At 63.5% G+C, this 24065-nt stretch carries 21 protein-coding genes and 1 tRNA gene; 11 read left to right on the plus strand and 11 right to left on the minus strand.

The window, feature by feature from the left end; genetic code table 11:
- The first annotated feature begins 15 nt into the window (after positions 1-15).
- The 4 genes from ASD73_RS18000 to hflX all read left to right on the plus strand — a co-directional run bounded on the left by ASD73_RS18000 (position 16) and on the right by hflX (position 5644).
- Positions 16-2307: a sensor histidine kinase gene (locus ASD73_RS18000; protein ID WP_235534590.1), complete on the plus strand. Its 2292-nt coding sequence runs from the start codon at positions 16-18 to the stop codon at positions 2305-2307.
- The gene (gene ntrX / locus ASD73_RS18005; protein ID WP_056374564.1) at positions 2297-3676 is read left to right on the plus strand and encodes a nitrogen assimilation response regulator NtrX; all 1380 of its coding nucleotides are present in this window, start codon (positions 2297-2299) and stop codon (positions 3674-3676) included. Before ASD73_RS18000 ends, ntrX begins: the two co-directional genes overlap by 11 nt.
- Before the next feature lie 118 nt (positions 3677-3794).
- Complete coding sequence (gene hfq / locus ASD73_RS18010) at positions 3795-4295, plus strand: RNA chaperone Hfq (protein WP_056375239.1); 501 nt, start codon at positions 3795-3797, stop codon at positions 4293-4295.
- Positions 4296-4354: 59 nt separating this feature from the next.
- Positions 4355-5644 (plus strand): GTPase HflX, encoded by a 1290-nt coding sequence (gene hflX / locus ASD73_RS18015; protein WP_443027987.1) that lies wholly within the window; start codon positions 4355-4357, stop codon positions 5642-5644.
- Here the strand turns inward: hflX and mazG are convergent.
- The 9 genes from mazG to ASD73_RS18060 all read right to left on the minus strand — a co-directional run bounded on the left by mazG (position 5622) and on the right by ASD73_RS18060 (position 14625).
- A complete protein-coding gene (gene mazG, locus ASD73_RS18020) occupies positions 5622-6395 on the minus strand; it encodes a nucleoside triphosphate pyrophosphohydrolase (RefSeq protein WP_056374568.1) in 774 nt (257 codons plus the stop codon). The genes hflX and mazG overlap by 23 nt on opposite strands.
- A 238-nt stretch (positions 6396-6633) precedes the next feature.
- Complete coding sequence (locus ASD73_RS18025) at positions 6634-7398, minus strand: MBL fold metallo-hydrolase (protein ID WP_056374570.1); 765 nt, start codon at positions 7396-7398, stop codon at positions 6634-6636.
- A 13-nt stretch (positions 7399-7411) separates the two neighbouring features.
- Positions 7412-8188: a TatD family hydrolase gene (locus ASD73_RS18030; protein ID WP_056374572.1), complete on the minus strand. Its 777-nt coding sequence runs from the start codon at positions 8186-8188 to the stop codon at positions 7412-7414.
- Complete coding sequence (gene metG / locus ASD73_RS18035) at positions 8188-9777, minus strand: methionine--tRNA ligase (RefSeq protein ID WP_056374574.1); 1590 nt, start codon at positions 9775-9777, stop codon at positions 8188-8190. The genes ASD73_RS18030 and metG overlap by 1 nt, the downstream gene beginning before the upstream one ends.
- Before the next feature lie 38 nt (positions 9778-9815).
- Positions 9816-10805 carry a DNA polymerase III subunit delta' gene (locus ASD73_RS18040; RefSeq protein ID WP_056374576.1) on the minus strand — a complete coding sequence of 330 codons (990 nt, stop codon included), beginning with the start codon at positions 10803-10805 and terminating at the stop codon, positions 9816-9818.
- Positions 10796-11413: a dTMP kinase gene (gene tmk, locus ASD73_RS18045; RefSeq protein WP_082521674.1), complete on the minus strand. Its 618-nt coding sequence runs from the start codon at positions 11411-11413 to the stop codon at positions 10796-10798. Before tmk ends, ASD73_RS18040 begins: the two co-directional genes overlap by 10 nt.
- Positions 11410-12633, minus strand: a complete 1224-nt coding sequence (locus tag ASD73_RS18050) for a D-alanyl-D-alanine carboxypeptidase family protein (RefSeq protein WP_056374579.1) — start codon at positions 12631-12633, stop codon at positions 11410-11412. The genes tmk and ASD73_RS18050 overlap by 4 nt, the downstream gene beginning before the upstream one ends.
- Before the next feature lie 11 nt (positions 12634-12644).
- Entirely contained in the window at positions 12645-13646 is a 1002-nt protein-coding gene (locus ASD73_RS18055) for a septal ring lytic transglycosylase RlpA family protein (RefSeq protein WP_056374581.1), read from the minus strand.
- Positions 13630-14625, minus strand: coding sequence for a lytic murein transglycosylase (locus ASD73_RS18060; protein WP_056375243.1), 996 nt, complete (start codon positions 14623-14625; stop codon positions 13630-13632). The genes ASD73_RS18055 and ASD73_RS18060 overlap by 17 nt, the downstream gene beginning before the upstream one ends.
- A 212-nt stretch (positions 14626-14837) precedes the next feature.
- Between ASD73_RS18060 and ASD73_RS18065 the strand changes: the two genes are divergently transcribed.
- Positions 14838-14927: transfer RNA gene (locus ASD73_RS18065), tRNA-Ser, on the plus strand.
- Position 14928: 1 nt separating this feature from the next.
- Here the strand turns inward: ASD73_RS18065 and ASD73_RS18070 are convergent.
- Together ASD73_RS18070 and ASD73_RS18075 are read right to left on the minus strand one after the other, a co-directional pair.
- Entirely contained in the window at positions 14929-16011 is a 1083-nt protein-coding gene (locus ASD73_RS18070) for a flavin reductase (RefSeq protein WP_056375246.1), read from the minus strand.
- A gap of 114 nt (positions 16012-16125) precedes the next feature.
- The gene (locus tag ASD73_RS18075; RefSeq protein WP_056374583.1) at positions 16126-17106 is read right to left on the minus strand and encodes an NAD(P)H-dependent flavin oxidoreductase; all 981 of its coding nucleotides are present in this window, start codon (positions 17104-17106) and stop codon (positions 16126-16128) included.
- A gap of 121 nt (positions 17107-17227) precedes the next feature.
- On the opposite strand from ASD73_RS18075, the gene ASD73_RS18080 reads away from it, so the two are divergent.
- From ASD73_RS18080 to ASD73_RS18105, 6 genes are all read left to right on the plus strand, one after another.
- Complete coding sequence (locus tag ASD73_RS18080) at positions 17228-18409, plus strand: acyl-CoA dehydrogenase family protein (RefSeq protein WP_056374586.1); 1182 nt, start codon at positions 17228-17230, stop codon at positions 18407-18409.
- A gap of 109 nt (positions 18410-18518) precedes the next feature.
- A complete protein-coding gene (locus ASD73_RS18085) occupies positions 18519-19613 on the plus strand; it encodes an acyl-CoA dehydrogenase family protein (RefSeq protein WP_056374588.1) in 1095 nt (364 codons plus the stop codon).
- On the plus strand, positions 19610-20815 hold the full coding sequence (locus tag ASD73_RS18090; protein WP_056374590.1) for an acyl-CoA dehydrogenase family protein: 1206 nt from the start codon (positions 19610-19612) through the stop codon (positions 20813-20815). The genes ASD73_RS18085 and ASD73_RS18090 overlap by 4 nt, the downstream gene beginning before the upstream one ends.
- Positions 20816-20827: 12 nt before the next feature.
- Positions 20828-21610, plus strand: a complete 783-nt coding sequence (locus ASD73_RS18095; protein ID WP_056374592.1) for an SDR family NAD(P)-dependent oxidoreductase — start codon at positions 20828-20830, stop codon at positions 21608-21610.
- 56 nt (positions 21611-21666) lie between these two features.
- Entirely contained in the window at positions 21667-22917 is a 1251-nt protein-coding gene (locus tag ASD73_RS18100; protein WP_056374594.1) for an acetyl-CoA C-acetyltransferase, read from the plus strand.
- A gap of 16 nt (positions 22918-22933) precedes the next feature.
- Positions 22934-24064: a CaiB/BaiF CoA transferase family protein gene (locus ASD73_RS18105; protein ID WP_056374596.1), complete on the plus strand. Its 1131-nt coding sequence runs from the start codon at positions 22934-22936 to the stop codon at positions 24062-24064.
- The last annotated feature ends 1 nt before the right edge of the window (position 24065 follow it).

Raw genomic sequence — 24065 nt, forward strand, 5'->3', positions numbered from 1 at the left:
CGTAGCGTAGCAATAATGGCGCAATCCCCCTCTCTGGCTCTCGATATGGATTCGGACGGCCAGGAAGTGCGTTCGGGCTTCTGGCGTTTTGCGGCCCCGGAATATTATACGCTCGCCATCATCATCAGCGTCGCCATTGCGACCTATATCTTCGTGACCGGCGATGCGCAGAGCGAGCGCCTGCTGACGCCGGCGCTGGTGGCTGCGATCATGGTCGTCAATCTCGTGCCGGCCATGGCGCTGATTGTGCTCATCGGCAGCCGCGTTGCGCGCGCACGGGCCGTGCGGTCGATGGCCGGCGGCAACGGCCGTCTCCACGTCCGCCTCGTCGCGCTCTTTTCGCTGATCGCGGCGGCGCCGACCCTGCTCGTCGTGATCTTCGCCTCACTGCTTTTCCAATTCGGCGTCGATTTCTGGTTTTCGGATCGCTCGCGCGGCATGTTCGAAAATGCCGCCAATCTTGCCGAAGGCTATTATCAGGAAAATCAGCGTCAGGTCGGGGCGAACACCTATGCAATGGCGACCGACCTCGGCAAGCAATTGAGCCTGGTTCCGATCGATACTCCGGCTTTCAGCAACTATTATCTGCAACAGGTCGTGGTGCGCAGCCTGAATGAATCGGCGATCATCGAGATTGGCAAGGATGGCGTCGCGCGCACCGCGACGGCGATCAATCCTGACGACAGAGCGGCCGAAAGCCGCCTCGGTTTGGAAATGGTCGGCCGCCTCGACGCGGGCGAGGATGTTGTCGTGGTTCGTCAGGCAAACCGGATCGAAGCTGCTGCGCGCCTGCCCGGCACCCGCCGCGCCTATGTCTATGCCTCACGCGATACCAATGTCCCGGGCTTCCAGCAGTCGGCGCGCGCGAGTGCTGTACTCGCGGACTATAACAACCTGTTCGAAAGGTCGCAGCAGCTTCAGCTGCAATTCAACGGCGCCCTCTATCTTGGCTCGCTGCTGCTTCTGGCGCTTGCCGTCATCGCGGCGATCGTGGTTGCGGACCGTATCGTCCGCCCGCTCGGCACGCTCATCGGTGCGACGCGCACCGCTGCCGGCGGCGATCTGTCGGTTCGGGTTACCCCGCCGGCGCGCGACGATGAAATCGCGGTCCTGACGCGCGCGTTCAATCGGATGACCGAGCAGTTGCAGGGCCAAACCGGCGCTCTCGTCAGTGTGAACGAGCAACTCGAAGCCCGGCGCAGCTTTATCGAGGCGGTGCTGAGCGGTGTGTCGTCGGCGGTCGTCTCGGTCGATGCCGATCGCCGCATTCTGCTCGCCAATGCTGCGGCCGAGCGTTTGATTTGCCAGTCGGCCGAATGCCTGACGGGGCAGCCTCTCGACGATGTCGCGCCCGAACTGGCGCGCCTGCTGATCAGCGAAGAGCGCGAGGCGATCGTTCAGCTCTCGCGCAAGGATGCCGAGCCCGCGACGCTCGCGGCGAAAGCGGTGGCGCAGGGCGACGGCTTCGTCCTGAGTTTCGAAGATATTACCCAGCAATTGCTCGATCAGCGCCGGGCGGCTTGGTCCGACGTGGCGCGGCGCATCGCGCACGAGATCAAGAACCCGCTCACGCCGATCCAGCTCGCGGCCGAGCGCCTTCAGCGGCGGTTTGGCGACAAGGTTGAGGGCGATGGTGCCACCTTCCGCAAGCTCACCGATACGGTGATCCGGCAGGTGCACGACATGCGTCGCATGGTCGACGAATTTTCCAGCTTCGCCCGGATGCCGAAACCGACCTTCGGAGTCGAGGATGTCCGCGATATCCTGCGCCAGACGGTGTTCCTGTTCGAAGTCGCAAAGCCCGACATCGCATTCGCAGTCAAAACGCCCGCCGAGATAGAGCCGCTTGTATGCGACCGTCGCCTGTTGTCGCAGGCCATGACGAATATTGTCAAAAATGCTGTCGAAGCGATTGAAGAAAAATATAAAAGTTCAGATTTGACTGTCACCGGACATGTCGCTGCCGAACTTTTTGCCGGTGCAGAAGGCGAGATCGTCATTCGCGTCTCCGACGACGGCATCGGGCTTCCGGAGGCGCGCGATGCCATTGCCGAGCCCTACATGACCACGCGTCAGGGCGGGACGGGCCTCGGGCTCGCGATCGTCAAGAAGATCGTCGAGCAACATTATGGCGAACTTGAATTTTCAGACAATCCGGCGGGGCAGGGGACGTGCGTCACCCTGACGCTCCATCCCGACCGGCTAAGGCCATTGGCCGGCAAGGGCGGGGAACAAGGCATGGGGCATAGTGAATCGGTTCCCGGACGCATCCGGAACCGGCAGGACAGAGAAGATCATGGCGCTTGATATTCTGATCGTCGACGACGAACGCGACATTTGCGACCTCGTCGCCGGCGTCATGGAAGACGAAGGTTATGAGGCGCGCACCGCGTCGGATAGCGACTCCGCGCTTGAGGCGATCCGCCAGCGACGGCCATCGCTCGCGCTGATCGACGTATGGTTGCAGGGGTCGCGGCTCGACGGGTTGGGGCTGGTCGAGGCGATCAAGGCTTTCGACCCCACGCTGCCGATCATCGTCATTTCGGGCCATGGCGGTCTCGACACCGCAGTCGCGGCGATCCGCCGCGGCGCGTTCGATTTCATCGAAAAGCCGTTCGAAGCCTCGCGTCTGCTCCATCTTGTCGCGCGCGCGACCGAAAACGAGCGGCTGAAGTTCGAATATGAGCAACTGCGGGAGAAGGCGGGGCCGTCGGACGAACTGACCGGCACCAGCGCCGCGATCAACAATGTTCGCGCGACGCTGAAGCGCGTGGCGGGGACGGGAAGCCGGGTGCTGATTACAGGCGCGCCCGGCGTCGGCAAAGAGGTGGCCGCGCGCGTGTTGCATGGATGGAGCGGCAGGCAGACGGCGCCTTTCCGTGTTATTTCTTCAGCGCGAATGGACCCTGAAACGGTCGAGACCGAATTGTTCGGGTCCGAGGCCGAAGACGGATCGATCCGGGTCGGGCTGCTCGAACAGGCGCATGGTGGCACCTTGTTCCTCGACGAGGTGGCAGACATGCCGCTGACCACACAGGGCAAGATCTTGCGCGTCCTGACCGATCAGAGCTTCACTCGCGTCGGCGGCCGCACGATGATCCGCGTCGATGTCCGCATCATTTCGGGGTCGGCGCGCGACCTGATGACCGAAATTGCCGAAAGCCGCTTTCGCGAGGATCTCTATTACCGGCTGAACGTGGTGCCGGTGCATATCCCGCCGCTGCGCGAGCGGCGCGACGACATTGCCAGCCTCTGCGACCATTATATCCGCCGTTATGCCGCCGACCGCCGCGTCGCGCCGCCCGAAATCAGTTCCGAGGCGATGGCGGCGCTCCAGGCGCATGAGTGGCCGGGCAATGTTCGCGAATTGCGTAACGTGATCGAACGCGTGATGATTTTGGCACCGAGCGACCGCCTCGCGCGGATCGACGCCGATATGCTGCCGTCCGAACTGGTGCGCGGCGGGACTGACATCCTGCCCAATTCGGAATCGATCACCGCAATCCCGCTCAAGGAAGCGCGCGAGAATTTCGAGCGCGAATATCTGCGCATCCAAATCAACCGCTTTTCGGGCAATATATCGCGCACCGCGACCTTCATCGGCATGGAGCGCTCGGCACTGCACCGCAAACTGAAACTTTTGGGGCTTACCGAGAGTTCGGACGGCGAGGGATAGCGGCTTTGCGCTAGACCTTGCGCGTCCTTTGCCGCATATTGTGTCTGCAAAGAAGGTCTTGAAAGCCGGAAAACCGGCGCCGTACCCGCGGTTTAACCGCCAAAAACAGGAGGCAAATGTGTCCGATAAAAATCAGAATCTCCAGGATATTTTCCTCAACGCCCTCCGCAAGAGCAAAACCCCGGTGACCATGTTCCTGGTCAAGGGTGTGAAGCTGCAGGGCATCATCACCTGGTTCGACAACTTCTCGCTGCTGCTCCGCCGTGATGGTCAGTCGCAGCTTGTGTACAAGCACGCGATCTCGACGGTGATGCCGTCGCACGATTTCGACCTGTCGCTGCTCGGCGACAATCTGCGCGATGCGCCGGCGAGCAAGGGCAAAGCGTTGCAAGACGTGTTCCTGAACGCGGTACGCAAGTCGGACGAGTCGGTGACGATGTTCCTTGTCAACGGAGTGATGCTGCAAGGCGATATTGTCGCGTTCGACCTGTTCTGCATGCTGCTTGAGCGCGAGCGCCAGGTGCAGCTTGTCTACAAGCACGCGATTTCCACCGTTCAGCCGAACGGTCCGATCAACCTGACCGACAGCGAGCCGGACGCAGAAGCGGACAACGCCTGATCGACCCGATAATCGACAATGAAGACGAGGTAACGCGCGGCGCCGCCGCGCTTATCGTCGTGCCCGAATGGCATAGCCAGCGGCTCGCACGCGACATCGACGCGCGCGCCGAGGAGGCGAGAGGACTTGCGCTGGCAATCGGGCTTGATGTCGTCGCGGTGCATACGCTCCGGCTGCGCCAGACGCGCGCCGCGACTTTGCTTGGCGTCGGACAGATCGACGCGATCACGCCCGATATCGCGGCAAAGAATGTGCAACTCGTCGTCGTCGATGCGGCGCTCAGCCCGATCCAGCAGCGTAACCTCGAAACCGCATTCGGCACGAAGGTGATCGACCGCACCGGCCTGATCCTCGAAATCTTCGGCGAGCGCGCCGCGACCGCCGAGGGACGGCTGCAGGTCGAGCTCGCGCATCTCGATTATCAGGCGGGGCGACTGGTGCGTAGCTGGACCCACCTCGAACGTCAGCGCGGTGGCTTCGGCTTCCTTGGTGGCCCGGGCGAAACGCAGATCGAGGCCGACCGGCGGATGATCCGCAACCGCATGGCGCGTATCCGGCGCAGCCTTGAGGATGCCCGACGCACGCGCCAGCTGCAGCGGTCGAAACGGCAGCGCGCGCCTTGGCCTGTGGTCGCGCTCGTTGGCTATACCAACGCTGGAAAATCGACGTTCTTCAATCGGTTGACCGGAAGTGACGTCATGGCGGAAGACATGCTTTTCGCGACGCTCGACCCGACGATGCGCGAAATCCGGCTGCCCGGCATCGACAAGGCGATCCTGTCAGACACGGTGGGTTTTGTGTCCGACCTGCCGACCGAACTCGTCGCGGCGTTCCGCGCGACGCTGGAGGAAGTCACCACCGCAGACCTGATCGTCCATGTCCGCGACATCGTCCATCCCGACAGCGACGCGCAATATGACGACGTGCGCGCCATCCTGAACTCGCTCGGCGTCAATGGGCCGCAAGACGGCGGGGAGGGTGATGCACCACCGGTGATCCAGCAGATTGAAATCTGGAACAAGATCGACACCGCCGATAGCGACCGCCGGGCGGACATTGAAGAAATGGCGGCGCGGCGTCCCGACGTCGCAGTGATCTCGGCCGTAACGGGCGAGGGTGTCGAAGCCGCGCGGACCCTTATGGCGTCACAATTGACCGCGCTGCATAAGATACAGCGTGTCTATCTGTCTTATAGCCAGGGTGAAGCGGCGGCGTGGCTTCATGCCCGCGGCGAAGTGCTCGCCGACGAGCCCGAAGCCGAAGGCCATGTGCTGACGGTGCGGCTCGATCCCGCCGACAGCGCGCGGTTCGAGCGGCTCTGGCCGGCTACGGACGTTCCGACGCCTTAACCGCCAGCCAGTGGCTTTCCTGCGTGTCGAGCGGCAGGCCCGACAGGCTGCCGCCGGCGCGATCTTCCATGGCAGCAAAACGCCGCGCGAATTTGGCATTGGCATCGCGCAAGGCGCTTTCGGCATCAACGCCAAGGTGGCGCGCATAATTGACCACCGCTAACAGCAAGTCGCCGACCTCTTCGTGGCGTTCGGCATCGGTCGCTGCAGCCGCGACCTCGGCAAGTTCCTCGGCAATCTTGTCGCGCGGGCCATCGGTGTCGGGCCAGTCGAAACCGACGCGTGCGGCTCGGCCTTGCAGCTTTTGCGCGCGAAGCAGCGCGGGCAACGACAGCGCTACACCGGCAAGCGCGCTAACCGGGCCATCGGCGGTGCGCTCGGCCGCCTTGATCTGCTCCCATTGCTGCCGGACATCGCCGATCTTGCTGCCGCCGAAGATATGCGGATGGCGGCGTTCCATCTTGTCGCTGATGGCGTTAGCGACATCGTTGAAACCGAACAGGCCGTCATCGGTCGCAATCTGGCTGTGAAAAACGACCTGGAGCAGCAGGTCACCAAGCTCGTCGCAGATAGCCACGGGATCGCCGCCGGCAATGGCGTCGGCGACCTCATAGGCTTCTTCGATCGTGTAAGGCGCGATGGTCGAGAAATCCTGCGCCAAATCCCATTCGCAGCCGCCATCGGGATTGCGCAACTGGCGCATGATGGCGAGCAGGCGGTCGATGGGGGATTGGGCTGCCGTCTCGGTCATATGATTATCCGATAATATATATTATGTTAAACGGTAGAGCGTAGGAGAAGAGGTAAGGCCCTTCACTACGTCACCGCCTGCCAGGTACGGATGACGAGGAATACGAGCCCAAAGATCGCCACCCACGCCAGCGTCATCTTGAGCCAGTCCGCCATCGGCAAGCGTCGTGCCAGCAATGAACTCAGGACCAATGTGAACGCGCCTGCGAACCACAGGATCTGAATCGTCGTGTCGCCACTCATAGCTGCACCTCCAACCCGTCATATCCGGGTTCGACACCCGGCGGCAATTCGGCCGCAAGGTCGTCATAATCCATCGTGTTGTCCATATGCGTGATGATTGCGCGCGGATTGCCGACCTTGGCAAGGCCTTCGAGCGTCATTGCCAGATGGGGATGCGTCGGATGCGGATAACGGCGCAGCGCGTCGATCACAAACAGGTCGACGCCTTGGAAGAAGTCGACCATTTCGTCAGTAAACTTAGAAAAATCAGTCGCATAGGCAATTTTGTGCGCACCGTCGCTGAAGATCAGTCCGGATGCCTTGATCGGCCCGTGTGGCATTTCGATCGCCGACACTTCAATCGGCCCGATCGACTGATGATCTTGCAGGTCGATTGGATCAACCGACGCCGGATAGCCGGCATTGCCCGCGAAGGCATAAGTAAAGCGCCATTTGAGAATATCGAGCACGTGATCGCGCGCATAGACGGGCACAGCGGACCGGCGCAGGTGCATGACCTGGCGCAGATCGTCGAGACCATGGGTATGGTCCGCATGTTCGTGAGTCCAGATGACGGCATCGATCTCGCCGACGCCTGCATCGAGCAACTGCAACCGCATATCGGGGCTAGTGTCGACGAGGATGCGAAAGCCGCCGAGCGACACCATGATCGACGCCCGGCTGCGCAGGTTGCGTGGATTGTCGGGATCGCACTGGCCCCAGTCGTTGCCGATCCGCGGAACACCCGATGATGTCCCGCAGCCGAGGATTCTCAACCTCATGATGCGTGGAACGTCATGGCCGCGCCTTGTTGAAAAGCGTGTAAAAATTGGTACTTGTCGCGGCGGCCAGCGCCTCTTCCTCCTCGCCGCGCAGCTTGGCGAGGAAAGCGAGTGTATCGGCAACAAACGCGGGCTCACCGGTTTTGCCGCGATGCGGGACGGGGGCGAGGAAGGGGGAATCGGTCTCGATCAGCAGCCGGTCCTGCGGCAACCACTTGGCTGTGGCCTGGAGATCGGCGGCGTTCTTGAACGTGACGATGCCCGAGATCGATATGAAGAGCCCGAGATTGAGCGCTTGCCGCGCAAAATCGTCGCTCGCGGTGAAGCAGTGGATGACGCCGGGAAAAGTCGCCTTGCCCATCTCTTCGCCGAGCAGCGCCAGCGTGTCGCCTTCGGCATCACGCGTGTGGACGATGATCGGCAGGCCGGTTTGCTGCGACGCGTGAATATGACGGCGAAAGCTGTCCTGCTGCCGCGCGCGGTCGCTCTTGTCGTAATAATAGTCGAGCCCGGTCTCGCCGATCCCGATAACGCGGGGATGCGCCGCGCGTTCGACCAGCTTCGCGGTATCGACGTCGGGGTGATGATCGGCGTCGTGCGGATGAATGCCGACGCTCGCCCAGACATCATCGTTCGCTTCCGCTGCAGCGAGCACATCGTCCCACTCGCTCTCGCGCGTCGCGATGTTGAGCATCGCGGTGACGCCCTTAACGCGGGCGCGTTCCAGCACCTCGCTCTGCTGTTCGGCGAGCCCCTTGTAATTTAGGTGGCAATGCGAATCGACGAGCATCAGGCCTCCCCTTCCCCCCCATTTTCCTCGACGGGCAGCTCGAGGCGTGGGAAGATCGGCACGGGCTGGCCGACGGTGAAACCGCTTGCGGCGAGTTTCGCCAGCCAGTCGCGATCGTCCAACGCGGTGAAGTCGCGCGCGTCGGCGGTGATGCCCATCTGGTCGAGCAATTTGTCCGCCGCCGCCGGGACGACAGGCCGGATCGCGATCGCCAGCGCGCGCACGGCTTGGAACAAGGTCATCAGCACTGCGCGCATGCGCTCGGGATCGGTCTTGCGCAGCGCCCAAGGCGCTTGCGTGTCGACATATTGATTGCAGGCGAAAACCGCACGGATCCAGTCTTCGATGCCGACCGAGAAAGCGAGCTGCTCGAATTCGCGCGGCAGGCGGACCGCCGCCATGTCGGTGACGTCGGCGAGCAGATCGATATCGTCCTGCGCTGGCGTATAGTCAGCCGAAATCTTGCCATCTAAATTCTTGAAAATCATCGACAAGCTTCGTTGAGCGAGATTGCCGAAGCTGTTTGCGAGGTCGGCGTTGACGGTGCGCACGATCGCCTCGGCCGAATAGGTACCATCCTGTCCGAAACTGACTTCGCGAAGGAGGTAATAGCGCAGCCCGTCGACCCCGAACTGATCGGCAAGCGCCATCGGGTCGACGACATTGCCGAGCGACTTCGACATCTTCTCGCCGCGATTGAGCAGGAACCCGTGTCCAAACACCTGCTTCGGCAAGGGAAGGTTTGCGCTCATCAGGAAGGCCGGCCAGTAAACCGTATGAAAACGCACGATATCCTTACCGATCATATGGATATTCGCCGGCCAGAATTTTCCGAAATCGCTATCCGGGTCGGGATAGCCCAGTCCCGACAGATAAGTGGTGAGCGCATCCACCCACACATACATCACATGTCCCGGTGAACCCGGCACCGGCACACCCCAGTCGAAGCTGGTGCGTGAGACGCTGAGATCCTTGAGGCCGCCCTCGACGAAACGCAGCACCTCATTGCGGCGGCTATCGGGGCGGATGAAATCGGGCTGGTCGTTGTAGAGCGCGAGCAGCTTGTCCTGATATTTGGACAGACGGAAGAACCAGCTTTCCTCGACGGTCCATTCGACCGGCGTTCCCTGCGGCGAGAGGCGTACGCCCCCCTCCCCGTCGGTCAGTTCGCTTTCGTCATAAAAGGCTTCGTCGCGGACCGAATACCAGCCTTCATAGCGGTCGAGGTAGAGGTCACCATTGGCTTCTATCGCTTTCCAGATCATCTGTGAGGCCGCATGATGCGCCGCATCCGATGTCCGCATGAAATTATCATAGCTGATATTCAGCCTGGCATACATCTCGCGGAAATATCCCGACATTTCGTCAGCGAGATCGATCGTCGCGCGCCCCTGTTCGCGCGCGGTTTGGAACATCTTCAGCCCATGTTCGTCGGTGCCGGTGATCAGCCGCACGTCGCGGCCGCGCGCGCGCTGGAAACGCGCCATGACGTCGGTCGCGATCGCTTCATAAGCGTGACCGATATGCGGACGGCCATTGGGGTAGCTGATCGCGGTGGTGATATAGAAGGGTTCGGTGTTTTCGGACATGCGCGCGCCTTAGCCGCTGGCGCGCGCGAGGGAAAGCGTCAGCGTGCCGACTGACCCGTCCTCGGCGCCAATTCGGCGAGGCAATTGCCGATTTCGAAGCCCACCATCGCGCCGTCGTAGGAACCCCGGATCGCATCGCGGACGGTGCGCTGGACGCGGTCCCACTGCGCGAGGATCGGTGCGATCTCGGCCACCGGACGTTCGCGCGCCAAGCGAGCAAGCAGCCCGGGAACAATGTCGATGACCAGTTCGAGCCGGGCGCGATTGCTGGTCCCGCCGACCTCGCGCGCGAGCGCCTCGCGCAGCCGGTTTTCCGGATCTCCACTCGTCGCAATGGCGAGCAGCTTCTTTTCCATCACCGCGACATCGCTGTCGATCAGCGCAAGCGCCTTGCCTGGTACGCCGCCCGATGCAGCGACGATCGCGCGCACATCCGCCATCTCCAGCATCGGGCGTAACTCGTGCAGCCACGGTGTCATGACGTCACGTTCAACCGGCTGAAAACGCAGCGTTCTACACCGTGATCTGATCGTTGGGAGCAAGCGCCCCGGCGAATGGCTGACGAGCAGAAACAGCGTTTTCGCCGGCGGTTCTTCAAGCGTCTTGAGCAGTGCGTTGGCGCCATCGGTTTCAAGATCGTCGACCGCATCGACGATGATCACACGCCACTCGCCGAGCGACAGCGAGAGGTGCAGGCGGCGGATCATTTGCCGGACCTGTTCGATCGTGATGTTGCGGGCGAGTTCCTTGGCCTTGTCCTTCGGCTGGCGCGCGATGCGGAGGATCTCGGGATGGTTTCTGGCGTCGACCAGCCGGGCCGCTGCGTCGTCTCCGCGGTCGTCGAGACTCATCGCCTGTCCATCGCCGCCGCGGCCATGGGTAACAAGAAATCGCGCAACGCGTTCGGCGAAGATGCCCTTCCCCATCCCCTGCGGTCCGGCGAGGAGCCATGCATGATGCAGGCGACCGACCTGCCACGCTTCGAGAAAGGCGTTTTCGGCGTCCAGATGGCCGATCATCATAGCCATTCCGCGAGTTCAGCGAGGATCGCGGCGGTGACAGCCGTCGCGGTTGCGTCGGCATCGACGATACGCCATCGCGCGGGTTCGCCTTTCGCCATTTCGACAAAGCGCGCTGCCAGCCGTGCCTGATAGTCGGCAGGCTTGTTGCCCATGCGGTCGCTACCGCCGCGTTCGATCAGCCGCCGCGCGGCTTCGTCCGCGCTGACAGTGAGCAGGAAGGTGCGGTCGGGCAATAGGCCGTTCGAGCCGAAACCGTGCAGCGTCAGGATGTCGCTATCCGTGATGCCGCCGCCGCCGCCCTGATAAGCACGGCTCGAATCGATGAAACGGTCGCAGAGCACCCACGCGCCGCGTTCGAGCGCGGGACGGATCGTCCGCGCGACATGATCGGCGCGCGCAGCGGCGAAGAGCAGGGCTTCGCTGCGCGCATCCCAGCGATCGTCGCTTCCCTCCATCAGCAGCGTGCGGATCGCCTCCGCGCCCGCGCTGCCGCCGGGTTCGCGGGTAGCGAGTGTTTCGATGCCGCGCGCCTCGATCGCGGCCGCGACCGCGCGTATCTGGGTGGATTTACCGACCCCTTCGCCGCCCTCGAGCGTGATGAACCGACCGGTCACAGCCCGGTCAGCCGGTAGAATCCCGTTCGGGCACGCGCCCACCAGCCGCCCTCGGCTACATCTGCGGCGGCGATCAGTGGCGTCGTCTGCGGTGGCAAGCCATCGGGCGTGACGACGAGGTCGGCGACCGGCGTCCCGCGAATGAGCGGCGCTGCAATGGGGGCTCGTGTGCGCATCACCGCGCGATAGCTGCCCTCATAGCCCTTGGGAACCGTCATCCGCACGGCGATACCGGCCTGGGTGTCGACCGTTGGAATGGCGCCCTTTCGGACGTCGATTCGGCCGAGGCTGGCGCCCGCGGGGACGAGTTCCCTTCCCTCCCATTCGTCGAAGCCCCATTTCATCAGCCGTTCGGCTTCGTCGCGCCGTGCCTTTTCGCTGCTCATGCCGGCGACCACCATGATCAGGCGGCGGCCGTTCCGCTTCGCCGAACCGAGGAAACAATAGCCGGCCTCGGCGGTGTGGCCGGTTTTCAGGCCGTCAGCCCCTTCGAAACGTCCGAGAATGGGATTGCGGTTGGGCTGAATGATCGGCTTGCCCTCGAGCGACTTGCCGTGTTGGAGCTTCGGCAGCGAGAAATATCGACTATAGCCATCCGGATGGTCGCGGATCAGCCGGTCGGCAAGCGTTATGAGATCAGCCGCGCTGACTTTGGTGATGCCGCCGTCGGGCCAGCCGCTCGGCGTTCCGAAGCGACTCGATGACATCCCAATTTTGGCCGCTACGACGTTCATTCTTTTGACGAATGCATCCTCGCTTCCGTCGATGCCGACCGCAAGGACCGCGGCGGCGTCATTGCCCGAGACGGTGATCAGTCCCTTAAGCAATTCGTCGACCGAGACTTTTTCGTTCGGGCGCAGGAACATCGTCGACCCGCCGGTGCTGCCGTTCCACTTCTTCCACGTCGCCTCGCTGACGGTGAATTGCTTATCGCGCGCGAGTTCGCCCTTTTTGATCAGGTCGAGCACGACATAGGCGGTCATCACCTTCGCCATCGACGCGGGGGCGAAGCGCTTGTCGGCGCCGCGCGAAAAGAGGATCGCGCCCGAATCGAGATCCTTGAGCATCACGATCGGCGCTTGCGTGACATATAGCGGGCGGCTGACCGGCGCGCTCTTGGGGCGGGTATCGCCCGCCGATGCCGCCGGAAAAGCCAGCGTCAGCGCGAGCGCGGTCAGACCTGCCGCTCCGCCTTTCACGATGATGCCCGGCTTCCCCACCCGCAGGCCCGTCAGCGGTCGCGCTGGACCACCGCGTCGCGGAAGCCTTTGGCTTTGACTTTGCCAAGCGCGCCTCGCGCCTCGGCGTCGCTTGCGAAGGGGCCGACGCGCACGCGCCACAGGGTGCCCGCTTTGGCGACATGGCCGCCGACCGCCTTTGCGGCCGCATTGGCACGGGTCTCGCTGCTGAACGCTCCGACCTGAATAGCATATTTCCCAGCGACCGGTGCCGCGGGCTTGGTCGTCGCTGTTGCCGGTTTTGCTACCGGGGCGGGCTTGGACGCAGGTTTCGTCGTCCCCGGTCCTTCGACGACGAAACGGTCGTCACCGGGCTTGGCTTTGCCCGATGCTATCGGCGCCGCCGGCTGAGCGGTGACCGGCGTTACCGCAGCGACCGCGGTCTTGGGCACCGGCAGCGCCTTTGCCTTGCTGCGCAGGATCGCGAGCAGCGATTCGGGCGTCGCGATGCGTTCGGGAACGGGCTTGCCGGAACGAAGCTGCGCGCGTTCGGCTGCGGGCGGATTGGTACGGCGGACGCGGACCGCGGCGACGCCGTCGGTGAGGCCCAATTGTTCGGCGGCGCCGCGCGACAGATCGATCAGGCGGTCGCCGACCATCGGGCCGCGGTCGTTGACACGCACGAGGATCGTCCGCCCGGTATCGAGCGCGGTGACCTCGACATAGCTGGGCAGCGGCAGCGTCTTGTGCGCCGCCGATATGCCCGCGGGATCGAAAATCTCGCCATTCGCGGTGGGCCGCCCGGCGAGTTCCTCGCCATACCAGCTGGCATAGCCGACATCGTCATAGTCCGGGATATCGGCGGGCGTGTATGTGGCGCCCGCGATTGTGTAGGGATCGCCGACCTTGACCGGCACATCGGCCACGCCTGCTGCCGCAGAAGGGGGCGGGCTCGCCGTCGCCCCCCCTTCGCGCTTGCCGTCCATACTGCCACAGCCGGAGAGCAACAACATTGCCCCCGCCATCAGGCCCCCGCCCTTAACGATCGATTTCATCCGCCAGTAACCCCACAGACAGTGCGTAAAAGTTGGAACAATTATAGTCCAATATCGCACGATAGTTACCGGTCAGCAAATAAGCCGTCCGGCCGGGGCCATCGGGTTCAAGAAGCGTCGCCTGCACATTGCCATCGGGCCAGCGCCCGCCGAGCGGCGCGATGCCGTCGGCGCGCCATTCGGCCATCGAGCGCCAGCGGCTGTGGCGATCGAAAACGCGTGGGCAACGCGTGGGTGCGAGGCGATTGGCGACCGCGCCGCGGTTGAAACTTGCGGGAACGGTTACCGCGACGCCCCATGGCTGCCCGGCGCGCCAGCCGGCGCGGCGAAGGTAGGAGCCGATCGATTCGATGGCGTCGGCTTCGCTCGACCATATTCGCGCGACGCCGTCGCCATCGCCGTCCTCGGCGACCTGAAGATAGACCGACGGCAGGAATTGCGGATAACCGAAGGCCCCGGCCCAACTGCCCTTCAGCGCGCTGCGCGGGACGCCGCGTTCGACCATCACCATCGTTGCGATCAGTTCGGGCTCGAACAGGCTGCGGCGGCGCCCTTCATAGGCGAGCGTCGCCAAGGCTTCGGGGAGGTCGAAATTGCCGGTGACCTGGCCATAGGCAGTTTCGTGACCGTAGATCGCGATCATGATGCTGGTCGGAACGCCCGTCCGCTGCTCGATGCGTGAGAGCAGCGGGAGCAGCCGGTCGTGGACGCGGCGCCCGCCGCCGATGCGCGCTGTGTCGACATGTTTCGCCTTGTACGGCGCGAAGGCCGGGATCGGCGTGTTGGGGCTGGGCGGGCTGCCGAGGTTGTCGCGGTCGAGCGCGACAACGCGCGGATTGTAGGTAAGCCCTGCGGTCACGCGGTCGAAGGTGGTGCGAGATACGCCGCGCGCCTGCGCCTTCGGCCATAGCGACTGGACATAGGTATCGAAGCCGGACTCGCTACTCTGTGCATGGAGCGGCGCCGACGCGGTGAGCATCCATGCCGACAGAAATGCCGTGACGAATTTGAAAAGGCGTCCGATTCTGAAACCTGTAGCGTGCATCATGTCCCCACCATAAGACGTGTCTCGCACAGATGCGAGCGGCTTGACTAGGTTGCCGCGAGACAAAGCGAGTCATTCGCGGGGCGGGCCGAGCGCGCAAGGTTTCGCTTGCCGCAAGGGCATCAAGCGCTATGGCGACGCCGTGCGGACAGGTGGCCGAGTGGTTTAAGGCAGCGGTCTTGAAAACCGCCGTGGGTGCAAGCTCACCGTGGGTTCGAATCCCACCCTGTCCGCCAGTCAGGCGAAATGCAGCCGCCGATATTTCCCGCGGAAATAGAGCAAAGGATCGCGGTGCGGTTCGAACTGTGCGCGCACGACGCGGCCGACGAGAATGAAATGATCGCCCGCCTCGTGCAGCGATTCGTGCTGGCACTCGAACGAGACGAGCGAGCTGCCGAGCAGCGGCACGCCCGTTTGTCCCGGCGCCCACGGCTGGTTGGCGAAGCGGTCCTCACCCCTTGCCGCAAAGCGGTTCGACGTCGGTTGCTGGCCGATCTGCAGGACATTCACGCCGAAATGGGCGGCCTCGCGCAGCGTCGGCGCGGTTCCCGCGGTGTTGGCAATGCACACCAGCAGCAGCGGTGGATCGAGCGAGACCGACGTAAAACTGTTCGCGGTAAGGCCGACCGGCGTTCCCGCGGCGTCGAGCGCGGTGACGATCGTGATCCCGGTGGCAAAGCAGCCCATCGCGTCGCGTAGCGTCCGCGGATCGGATCCAGCTTTAAATTCCACCGCCTCGCGCGGCTGACGCCGTTCGAGAAATTCGAGCAACTGGCCGAGCAAGGCTTCTTTTCGGTCGGAAGCGAGTTCAAGGTCGCTTTCGTTGATATCGGCGATTTGACCGATCGGTAGCGCTTCGTTGAATATGTCACCGACGGCGCTGCTTTGCGCGGGGGAAAAGCCACCACGCACGACGAGCGTAGGTAAGGCCAATTGGGCGGCGACGCCGTTCGCAACGGCATCTTCGTCGGCGGGCATGTCGACGATGACCAGCCCGGCAGCGAGAAGCGTACCGTCGAGGGCGAGCGCGCGTGTTGCGATCCATCCGCCGCGCCCCGCGGTCACGACGACCGGGCGCGAACCCATTTGTGCGAGCACCGCGCGCATATCCTCGATATGCGGCGCCAAGTCTCCGCCGTCCCGCAGGTCGAGGTTGACGACGCGGCGCCCCGAAAGCACCAACGCGTCGGCGACTTCGCGCCACGCGGCGCGGCCCTGGCCAACCTCGGGGATCAGAAGCACGGTGGGGTCGTTTTCGTCGCCCAGCATATCGGCCGACAGAGGGATGCCGCCGAAACCCTTATATTCGATGAGGCTCAAAAATCCCCCTTGCCGCGCCGGCGGGCTGACGCCGGCGGCATTCGATATGACCAAAAATTGCGATGAATCGAGTCATATCGAAAGCCGACGCGTCGCGCCAGCGTACGAGGTGGATTACGCGCGCATCGACGCGAGCCGTTGGTCGACGATCGCGTCGGCCTCCGCGATAATGCGGTCGATGAGCTGCTGGCACGTCGGTATGTCGTGGATCAGTCCCTGCACCATGCCCGCCCAGAACACGCCCTTGCTGAGGTCGCCGGTCTCCAGCAATTCGCGGCCTGCCTTCCCGTTCACCAGTTCGGCGACGTCGGCGAAGGTGGCGTCGGGCACCGCGAGGCGGCGCACCACTTCTTCGCTCACTTCGCTCTTGCCGACGCGCGCGGTGTTCTTGAGGCTGCGGAAGATCAGAAAGCTGCCGCGCTCGTCATTGTCGACATAGGCCTGCTTCACATTGTCGTGGATTGGCGCCTCGACGGTGGCGCAGAAGCGCGTTCCCATGTTGATGCCCTCGGCGCCCAGTGACAGCGCCGCGACCAGCCCGCGACCATCGCCGAAGCCGCCCGAGGCGAGCATCGGGATCTTCACCTTGTCGGCGGCGGCGGGGATCAGGATCAGGCCCGGAATATCGTCCTCGCCCGGGTGGCCCGCGCATTCGAAGCCGTCGATCGAGATGATGTCGCAGCCCGCGCGTTCGGCGGACAGCGCGTGGCGCACCGCGGTGCATTTGTGAAGGATGGTGACGCCGTGGGGTTTCAGCATCTCCCAGATTTCGCGCACCGCTTGCGTCCCCGCGGTTTCGACGATCTTCACCCCGCCATCGATGATCGCCTGCGCATAGGCCTTGTAATCGGGGGCGTTGATCGTCGGGAATACGGTCATGTTCACGCCGAAGGGCCTGTCGGTCATCGCGCGGCAGCGTTCGATTTCCTCGCGCAGCGCTTCAGGGCTCGGCTGCGTCAGCGCTGTGATGATCCCAAGGCCGCCGGCGTTCGACACCGCGCTCGCCAGTTCGGCGTAGCCGACGCTCTGCATCCCGCCCTGGACGATCGGATGCTCTATGCCCAGCATTTCGGTGATGCGTGTCTTGAAAGCCATTTCGATCTCTCCTGCGCGATACTGCCCTTACGGCATCTTCGCTCCGGTCCATGAAATAACTTGACGCTTACGTCAACGTCGGGTTGACTAGGAAAATAGTTAGATAACGAAGGGAATCGAAATGACGGCGGGCGAAGGCATATCGGATCGGGCGCTGGCCATCGCCGCAAAGGTCGAAACGTTCGTCCGTGAGACGGTGGTCCCTTTTGAGAAGGATCCGCGCCGTGACCATCATAACGCCCCAACCGACGAACTCGTCATGGAAATGCGCGAGCACGCGCGCGCGGCGGGCGTGCTGACCCCGCACATCCTTGGCGACGGCGATCATTTGAACCAGCGCGAGACCGCGGTCGTGCTCATCAAGAGCGGCCTGTCGCCGCTCGGCCCGCTCGCGTGCAACACGATGGCGCCCGATGAGGGCAATATGTACCTTCTCGGCAAGGAAGGCAGCCCCGAACTCAAGGAGCGCTTTTTGAAGCCGATGGTCGAAGGCCGCGTCCGCTCGGCCTTCTTCATGACCGAGCCGGCCGAGGACGGCGGTGCGGGGTCCGACCCGTCGATGATGAAGACGACGTGCCATCTCGACGGCAATCATTGGGTGGTGAACGGCCGCAAGACCTTCATTACCGGCGCGCAGGGTGCGCGCGTCGGCATCGTAATGGCGAAGTCCGAACAGGGCGCGTGCATGTTCCTCGTGGACCTGCCCGATCCGGCGATCCGTATCGACGATGTGCCGAACACGATCGACAGTTCGATGCCCGGCGGCCATGCGACGCTGACGATCGACAATCTGCGCGTGCCCGCTGACCAGATGCTGGGCGAGGCTGGCGAAGGCTTCCGCTATGCGCAGGTACGCCTGTCCCCTGCCCGCCTGTCGCATTGCATGCGCTGGCTCGGCGCGTGCATCCGCGCGCACGAGATCGCGACGGATTACGCCAACCGCCGCGAAGCATTCGGCAAGCCATTGATCGACCATGAGGGCGTCGGCTTCATGCTCGCCGAGAATATGATTGACCTGAAGCAGGCCGAGCTGATGATCGACTGGTGCGCGTCGGTGCTCGACACCGGATCGCTCGGCACGGTCGAAAGCTCGATGGCGAAGGTTGCGGTGTCCGAGGCGCTGATGCGGATCGCCGATCGCTGTGTACAGGTGATGGGCGGCACCGGGGTCACCGACAAGACGATCGTCGAACAGGTCTTTCGCGAGGTTCGCGCCTTCCGCATCTATGACGGCCCGACCGAGGTCCACAAATGGAGCCTCGCGAAGAAAATCCGCCGCGACTGGAAAGCCGGGCGCGCCTGATACGACCATCAGTTGCGGTAGAAAGGCGTAGCGTCAAAGTGCTTGACGTTTACGTCAACGTCCGGTTCACTGGTCGGAACGAGATAATGGGAGAAGGACGGGTGCGCGCATGACGATCCTCTATGACGAAGGCCAGCAGGCGATCGCGACCGAATCGCGACGCGTATTGGAGGCGCGAGTTGACAAGGACGCGTTGCTGCCGCTTCTCGAAACGGTCGGCGAATATCATCGCCCCTTCTGGGATACCGCGAAGGAACAGGGCTGGACCGCGCTCGCGCTTCCTGAAGCCGATGGTGGGCTGGGCCTTGGCCTGATCGAGCTGGGATTGATCGCGCATCAGGCGGGGCGCAGCATCAGCGGCGCGCCGTTTCTGACATCAAGTTTCGGCGCGGCGAAAGCGATCGAGCTTTTCGGATCGGACGCGCAAAAGGCGCGCTGGCTACCGGGGCTGGCGAGCGGCGAACTTATCGGTGCAATCGCTTTTGCGGCGGGTCCTGACGCGCTGCCGCGCCAGCCCGACCTGACCTTCGCCGGCGACCGGATCGAAGGCGGGATGCGTGGCGTTCCGGCCGGGCTGGCCGCCGACGTCGCGATCGTCTTTGCGAACGGCCAGGGCATGCCGGTGCTCGCGCTTGTCGATCTGGGCGACGTTCAGCGCTCTGCGGTTCCAAGCTTCGACAACAGCCGTTTGGTCGCCGACCTCAGCTTTTCCGGCGCTCCGGCCGAAATGCTCGCGATCGGTAGCGCGGCGCGCGATGCGGCACTTCGTATCCTGGCATTGCAGTCGGTCGTCACCGCGCACGAGCAGACCGGCGGCGCCGAGGCGCTGATGGAAATTGCGCGCGACTATGCACTGACGCGTAAGGCGTTCGGCCAGCCGATCGGCGCCTTCCAGTCGGTGAAGCATCGGATCGCCGAACTTTACGGCCTCGTCGAACTGGCGCGCGCGAACTGCATCCACGCTGCAGCACGCGAAGGCGCCCCCGATTTCATCACTGCCGCCGCCGCCGCGCGCCTGTCGGCGACCGAGGCCTATGACACCGCGGCGCGCGATTGCATCCAGATCCATGGCGGCATCGGCGTGACATGGGAGATCGGCCTACACCTCCATATGCGCCGCGCACGCAGCCTCGCGATCGAGCAAGGCAGCGGCTTGTTCTGGGAGGATGTCCTCGTCGACCAGCTTGCGGGAGAAGCGGCATGAGTGATCTCGAAGGCTATCGCGCCAAGGCCGCAGGGTGGCTGGCCTCGATGGAGCCAACCTTTGGGCGCGACGCGCGCAAGGGCCTGTCGGAAGCCGACGATCTCGCGCTCGGCCGCCGCTATCAGAAGGCGAAGTTCGACGCGGGTTATGCCGGCATCAATTGGCCGACCGAATATGGCGGCCAGGGCCTCGGCCACCTCGAAAAGGTCACCTTTGATGCCGAGGAAATGAAGCACGGCTTTCCAAGTTTCTATTTCGGCATTTCGCTCGGCATGCCGGTGCCGGTGCTGATGCAGTTCGGCAGCGACAAGGAGTTCGTCAAGGAACGCGTTCTGAAGGCGCTGCAGGGCGAGGAAATCTGGTGCCAGCTTTTCTCCGAACCTTCAGGCGGCTCGGACCTTGCGGGGCTGCGCACCAAGGCCGAACCCGACGGCAATGGGTGGAAGATCAACGGGCAGAAGGTGTGGACGAGCTGGGCGCATTATAGCGATTATGGCGTAATCGTCGTCCGCACTGATCCCAATGTGCCGAAACACAAGGGGCTCACTTACTTCTGGGTCGATATGAAGGCGCCGGGGGTTACCGTGCGTCCGATCAAGCTCGCGGGTGGCGACAGCCATGTCAACGAGGTGTTCTTCGACGATGTGAAGATCACCGACGATCACCGCATGTCGCCTGTCGGCGGCGGTTTTGCCGTTGCGATCGCGACTCTGATGATCGAACGCTATGTCGCGACCGACAGCGCGGGTTTCGGCCCGCATCTCGACCTGTTCGTCGAACTGGCGAAAGATGTGCAGCTCAACGGCCGCCCCGCGATCGAGGACGGCCGCATCCGGCAGCAGATCGCGCGCAACCATGCGATGCGGTCGGGGCTCGATTCGATCAATGTGCGTGCGCGGCTGATGATGCAGGCGGGTATGATGCCGGGACCCGAGGGCTCGCTCAACAAGCTGGTCGCGGTGCGTTCGAGGCAGAAGCTGTCGGAGCTTGCGATCGACCTGCAAGGCAGCGACGGCTTCCTCTTCGACGAACATGCGTCGCAGAAGGAGGATTGGGCGTCGAGCTGGATCAACGCCCCCACCGGCCGCATCGCGGGCGGGTCCGACGAGACGTTGCTCAATACCATCGCCGAAAAAGTCCTCGGGCTGCCGCAGGACCATCGTCCCGACAAGGGCATTCCGTTCAACCAGATTCCGGCCTGAGGAGGCGCGCCCATGAAAATCGATTCCACTATTTCGGCAGTTGTCACCGGCGGCGCATCGGGTCTCGGCCGCGCCACCGCCGAAGCGCTGGCCGCATCGGGCGTGAAGGTCGCGATCTTCGACATCAACGACGCGCTCGGCGAGGAAGTCGCGACGTCGATCGGCGGGCTGTTCGTGCACGTCGACATCACCGACGAGCAGTCGGTCTTGGATGGCTACGCCAAGGCGCGCGCCGCGCATGGGCAGGAACGCGTATGCGTCCATTGCGCGATGACCTCGCGCCGCGGCAAGACGCTCGCTTATGATAAGGAAACGGGCAAGTTCCGCCGCACCCCGACCGAGGATTACGCGTTCGGCGTCGCGGGTATTTTGACCGCGAGCTATCGCATCGGATCGATCGCCGCCGAAGGTATGGCGAGCCTTCCCGAACTCGACGACGGTGAGCGCGGCGCGATCATCTTCACCGCATCGGTCGCCGCGCAGGACGCGCAGATCGGGCAGGTCATCTATGGATCGGCCAAGGCCGGGGTGAATGGCCTCGTCCTGCCGATGGCGCGCGACCTGATGGACGTCGGCATCCGGGTCAATTCGATTATGCCCGGCGTGTTCGGAACCCCGCTACTCGGCAATATGAACCCGAAGGTGAAAGAGAGTCTCGAAGCCTCGGTCCCCTTCCCCAAGCGCCTCGGCAAGGCAGAGGAATATGCAAGCCTTGCGATGGAGATGGTTCGCAACACCTATTTCAACGGCCAGGCGGTGCGCCTCGACGGCGCGATCAGAATGGCCCCTCGTTAAAACTCGGGGTGGTCGCATGGCCCCCCGCTAACTCCCCGACCGAAAGGAATATTCTCATGGCCGAAGCCTATATCATCGACGCCGTCCGCACCCCGCGCGGGATCGGCAAGCCCGGCAAAGGCGCGTTGTCGCACCTTCACCCGCAGCATCTCGCTGCGACCGTGCTCGCCGCGATCCGCGACCGCAACAATCTCGATACTGCGACCGTCGACGACATCGTCTGGTCGACGTCGAGCCAGAATGGCAAGCAGGGCGGCGACCTTGGCCGTATGGCGGCGCTGTCGGCGGGCTATGATACGAAGGCATCGGGCACGACGCTCGATCGTTTTTGTGGAGGCGGGATCAGCTCGGTCAATTTCGCCGCGGCGAGCGTGATGAGCGGTATGGAAGATTGCGTCATCGCAGGCGGCACCGAGATGATGAGCTATACGACCGCCCATGCGGCCGAGCAGGCCAATGCCGGCCTCCCGCCGCGCCTTATGGGTTCAGGGCATGAAGCGCTCGACGAATTGCATCCGCAGTCGCACCAGGGTGTCTGCGGCGATGCCATCGCGACGATCGAAGGGATCAGCCGCGAGGCGCTCGACGCGCTCGCGCTCGTCAGCCAGCAGCGCGCCGACCGCGCGATCAGGGAAGGCCGTTTCGTTAGGTCGGTGGTGCCGGTTCTCAATACCGATGGCAGCGTCGCGCTCGACCATGAGGAGTTCCCGCGGCCCGAAACGACCGCCGAAGGCCTCGCTTCGCTGAAGCCCGCTTTCACCGGCCTTGCCGATTTCGACCTCGGCGGCGGTTTCACCTTTCGCAAACAGGTCAACCGGCGCTATCCCGATGTCGAAATCCAGCATTTCCATCACGCGGGCAATTCGTCGGGAGTCGTCGACGGCGCCGCGGCGCTGCTGCTGACATCGAAGGACTATGCTGACAAGCACGGCCTGAAACCGCGTGCGCGCGTTGTCGCCTATGCCAATATCGGCGACGATCCGACGCTGATGCTCAACGCCCCCGTCCCGGCCGCGAAAAAGGTGCTCGAAAAGGCGGGTCTCAAGAAGGAAGACATCGACGTCTGGGAAATCAACGAGGCCTTCTCGGTCGTTGCCGAGAAGTTCATTCGCGATCTCGATCTCGACCGCGAGAAGGTGAACATCAACGGTGGCGCGATGGCGCTCGGCCATCCGATCGGCGCCACCGGGTCGATCCTGATCGGCACCGCGCTCGACGAACTCGAACGATCGGGCGGCCGCTATGGCCTCGTGACGATGTGCGCCGCCGGCGGCATGGCGCCCGCGATCATCATCGAACGTATCTGAGCGACAGGAGAATCATATGACCGGGCCGCTGAAGGGTATCAGGATCATCGAGTTTGCGGGCATCGGTCCCGGACCCTTTTGCGGCATGATGCTGGCCGACCATGGCGCCGAGGTGATCCGCATCGATCGCCCCGGCGGCTTCATGGATCCGCGCGACCCGCTGAGCCGCAATCGCACCTCGATCGTGCTCGACATGAAAAAGCCGGAGGCGGTGCAGATCGCGCGCGATCTTTGCAGAAGCGCCGACGGGATCATCGAGGGCTATCGGCCGGGGGTGATGGAGCGGCTGGGACTTGGGCCCGAGGTGCTGCTCGCCGACAATACTAAGCTTGTGTACGGCCGCATGACCGGCTGGGGTCAGTTCGGCCCCTATGCGCAGGCGGCCGGGCACGACATCAATTACATCTCGCTGTCGGGCGTACTCCACGGCATCGGGCGTGCGGGCGAAAAGCCGGTGCCGCCGGCCAATTATGTCGGCGATTTCGGCGGTGGCGGGATGATGCTGGCCTTCGGCATGTCGAGCGCGCTTGTCCACGCCGCGCGCACCGGTGAGGGTCAGGTGATCGATTGTGCGATGACCGACGGCTCGGCGCTGCTCGCGGGTATGAGCTGGTGGTTCCATGCGGCCGGGAGGCTGCAGGATCAGGCCGGGGTCAACATGCTCGACGGCGGCGCGCATTTCTATGACAGCTACGCCTGCGCCGACGGCAAATATATCTCGGTCGGGTCGATCGAACCGCAATTCTATGCGCTACTGCGCGAGAAGACCGGCCTCACCGACGATGCCGACTTCGATGCGCAAATGGATCCCGCGCAATGGGGTCCGCTGAAGGAAAAACTGACCGCGTTGTTCGCAACAAAGACGCGCGACGAATGGTGCGCGATCATGGAAATGACCGACGTCTGCTTCGCGCCGATCCTGTCGCTGAGCGAAGCACCCCAGCATCCGCATAATGTCGAGCGCGAAACCTTCCTCACGGTCGGTGGGGCTGTGCAGCCCGCCCCCGCACCGCGTTATTCGGCGAGCGTCAATGACAAGCCGCGTCCGGCGCCCGCAGTCGGTGCCGATAGCGAAGCGGTGCTCGCGGGTCTTGGCTATGATGCAGGAAAAATCGCCGAGCTACGCGACGGCGGCGCGGTGCGTTAGG

Origin of the sequence: Sphingopyxis sp. Root154 (assembly GCF_001427105.1) — a bacterium.
Classification (GTDB): domain Bacteria; phylum Pseudomonadota; class Alphaproteobacteria; order Sphingomonadales; family Sphingomonadaceae; genus Sphingopyxis.

Excerpts from the sequence above, each read along its gene's own strand:
- ASD73_RS18000 (WP_235534590.1), top strand. The coding sequence starts at position 16 with ATGGCGCAATCCCCCTCTCTGGCTCTCGATATGGATTCGGACGGCCAG.
- ntrX (WP_056374564.1), top strand. The coding sequence starts at position 2,297 with ATGGCGCTTGATATTCTGATCGTCGACGACGAACGCGACATTTGCGAC.
- mazG (WP_056374568.1), bottom strand. The coding sequence starts at position 6,395 with ATGACCGAGACGGCAGCCCAATCCCCCATCGACCGCCTGCTCGCCATC.
- ASD73_RS18025 (WP_056374570.1), bottom strand. The coding sequence starts at position 7,398 with ATGAGGTTGAGAATCCTCGGCTGCGGGACATCATCGGGTGTTCCGCGG.
- ASD73_RS18030 (WP_056374572.1), bottom strand. The coding sequence starts at position 8,188 with ATGCTCGTCGATTCGCATTGCCACCTAAATTACAAGGGGCTCGCCGAA.
- metG (WP_056374574.1), bottom strand. The coding sequence starts at position 9,777 with ATGTCCGAAAACACCGAACCCTTCTATATCACCACCGCGATCAGCTAC.
- ASD73_RS18040 (WP_056374576.1), bottom strand. The coding sequence starts at position 10,805 with ATGGCTATGATGATCGGCCATCTGGACGCCGAAAACGCCTTTCTCGAA.
- ASD73_RS18055 (WP_056374581.1), bottom strand. The coding sequence starts at position 13,646 with ATGAAATCGATCGTTAAGGGCGGGGGCCTGATGGCGGGGGCAATGTTG.
- ASD73_RS18060 (WP_056375243.1), bottom strand. The coding sequence starts at position 14,625 with ATGCTCACCGCGTCGGCGCCGCTCCATGCACAGAGTAGCGAGTCCGGC.
- ASD73_RS18075 (WP_056374583.1), bottom strand. The coding sequence starts at position 17,106 with ATGGCTTTCAAGACACGCATCACCGAAATGCTGGGCATAGAGCATCCG.
- ASD73_RS18080 (WP_056374586.1), top strand. The coding sequence starts at position 17,228 with ATGACGGCGGGCGAAGGCATATCGGATCGGGCGCTGGCCATCGCCGCA.
- ASD73_RS18085 (WP_056374588.1), top strand. The coding sequence starts at position 18,519 with ATGACGATCCTCTATGACGAAGGCCAGCAGGCGATCGCGACCGAATCG.
- ASD73_RS18090 (WP_056374590.1), top strand. The coding sequence starts at position 19,610 with ATGAGTGATCTCGAAGGCTATCGCGCCAAGGCCGCAGGGTGGCTGGCC.
- ASD73_RS18095 (WP_056374592.1), top strand. The coding sequence starts at position 20,828 with ATGAAAATCGATTCCACTATTTCGGCAGTTGTCACCGGCGGCGCATCG.
- ASD73_RS18100 (WP_056374594.1), top strand. The coding sequence starts at position 21,667 with ATGGCCGAAGCCTATATCATCGACGCCGTCCGCACCCCGCGCGGGATC.
- ASD73_RS18105 (WP_056374596.1), top strand. The coding sequence starts at position 22,934 with ATGACCGGGCCGCTGAAGGGTATCAGGATCATCGAGTTTGCGGGCATC.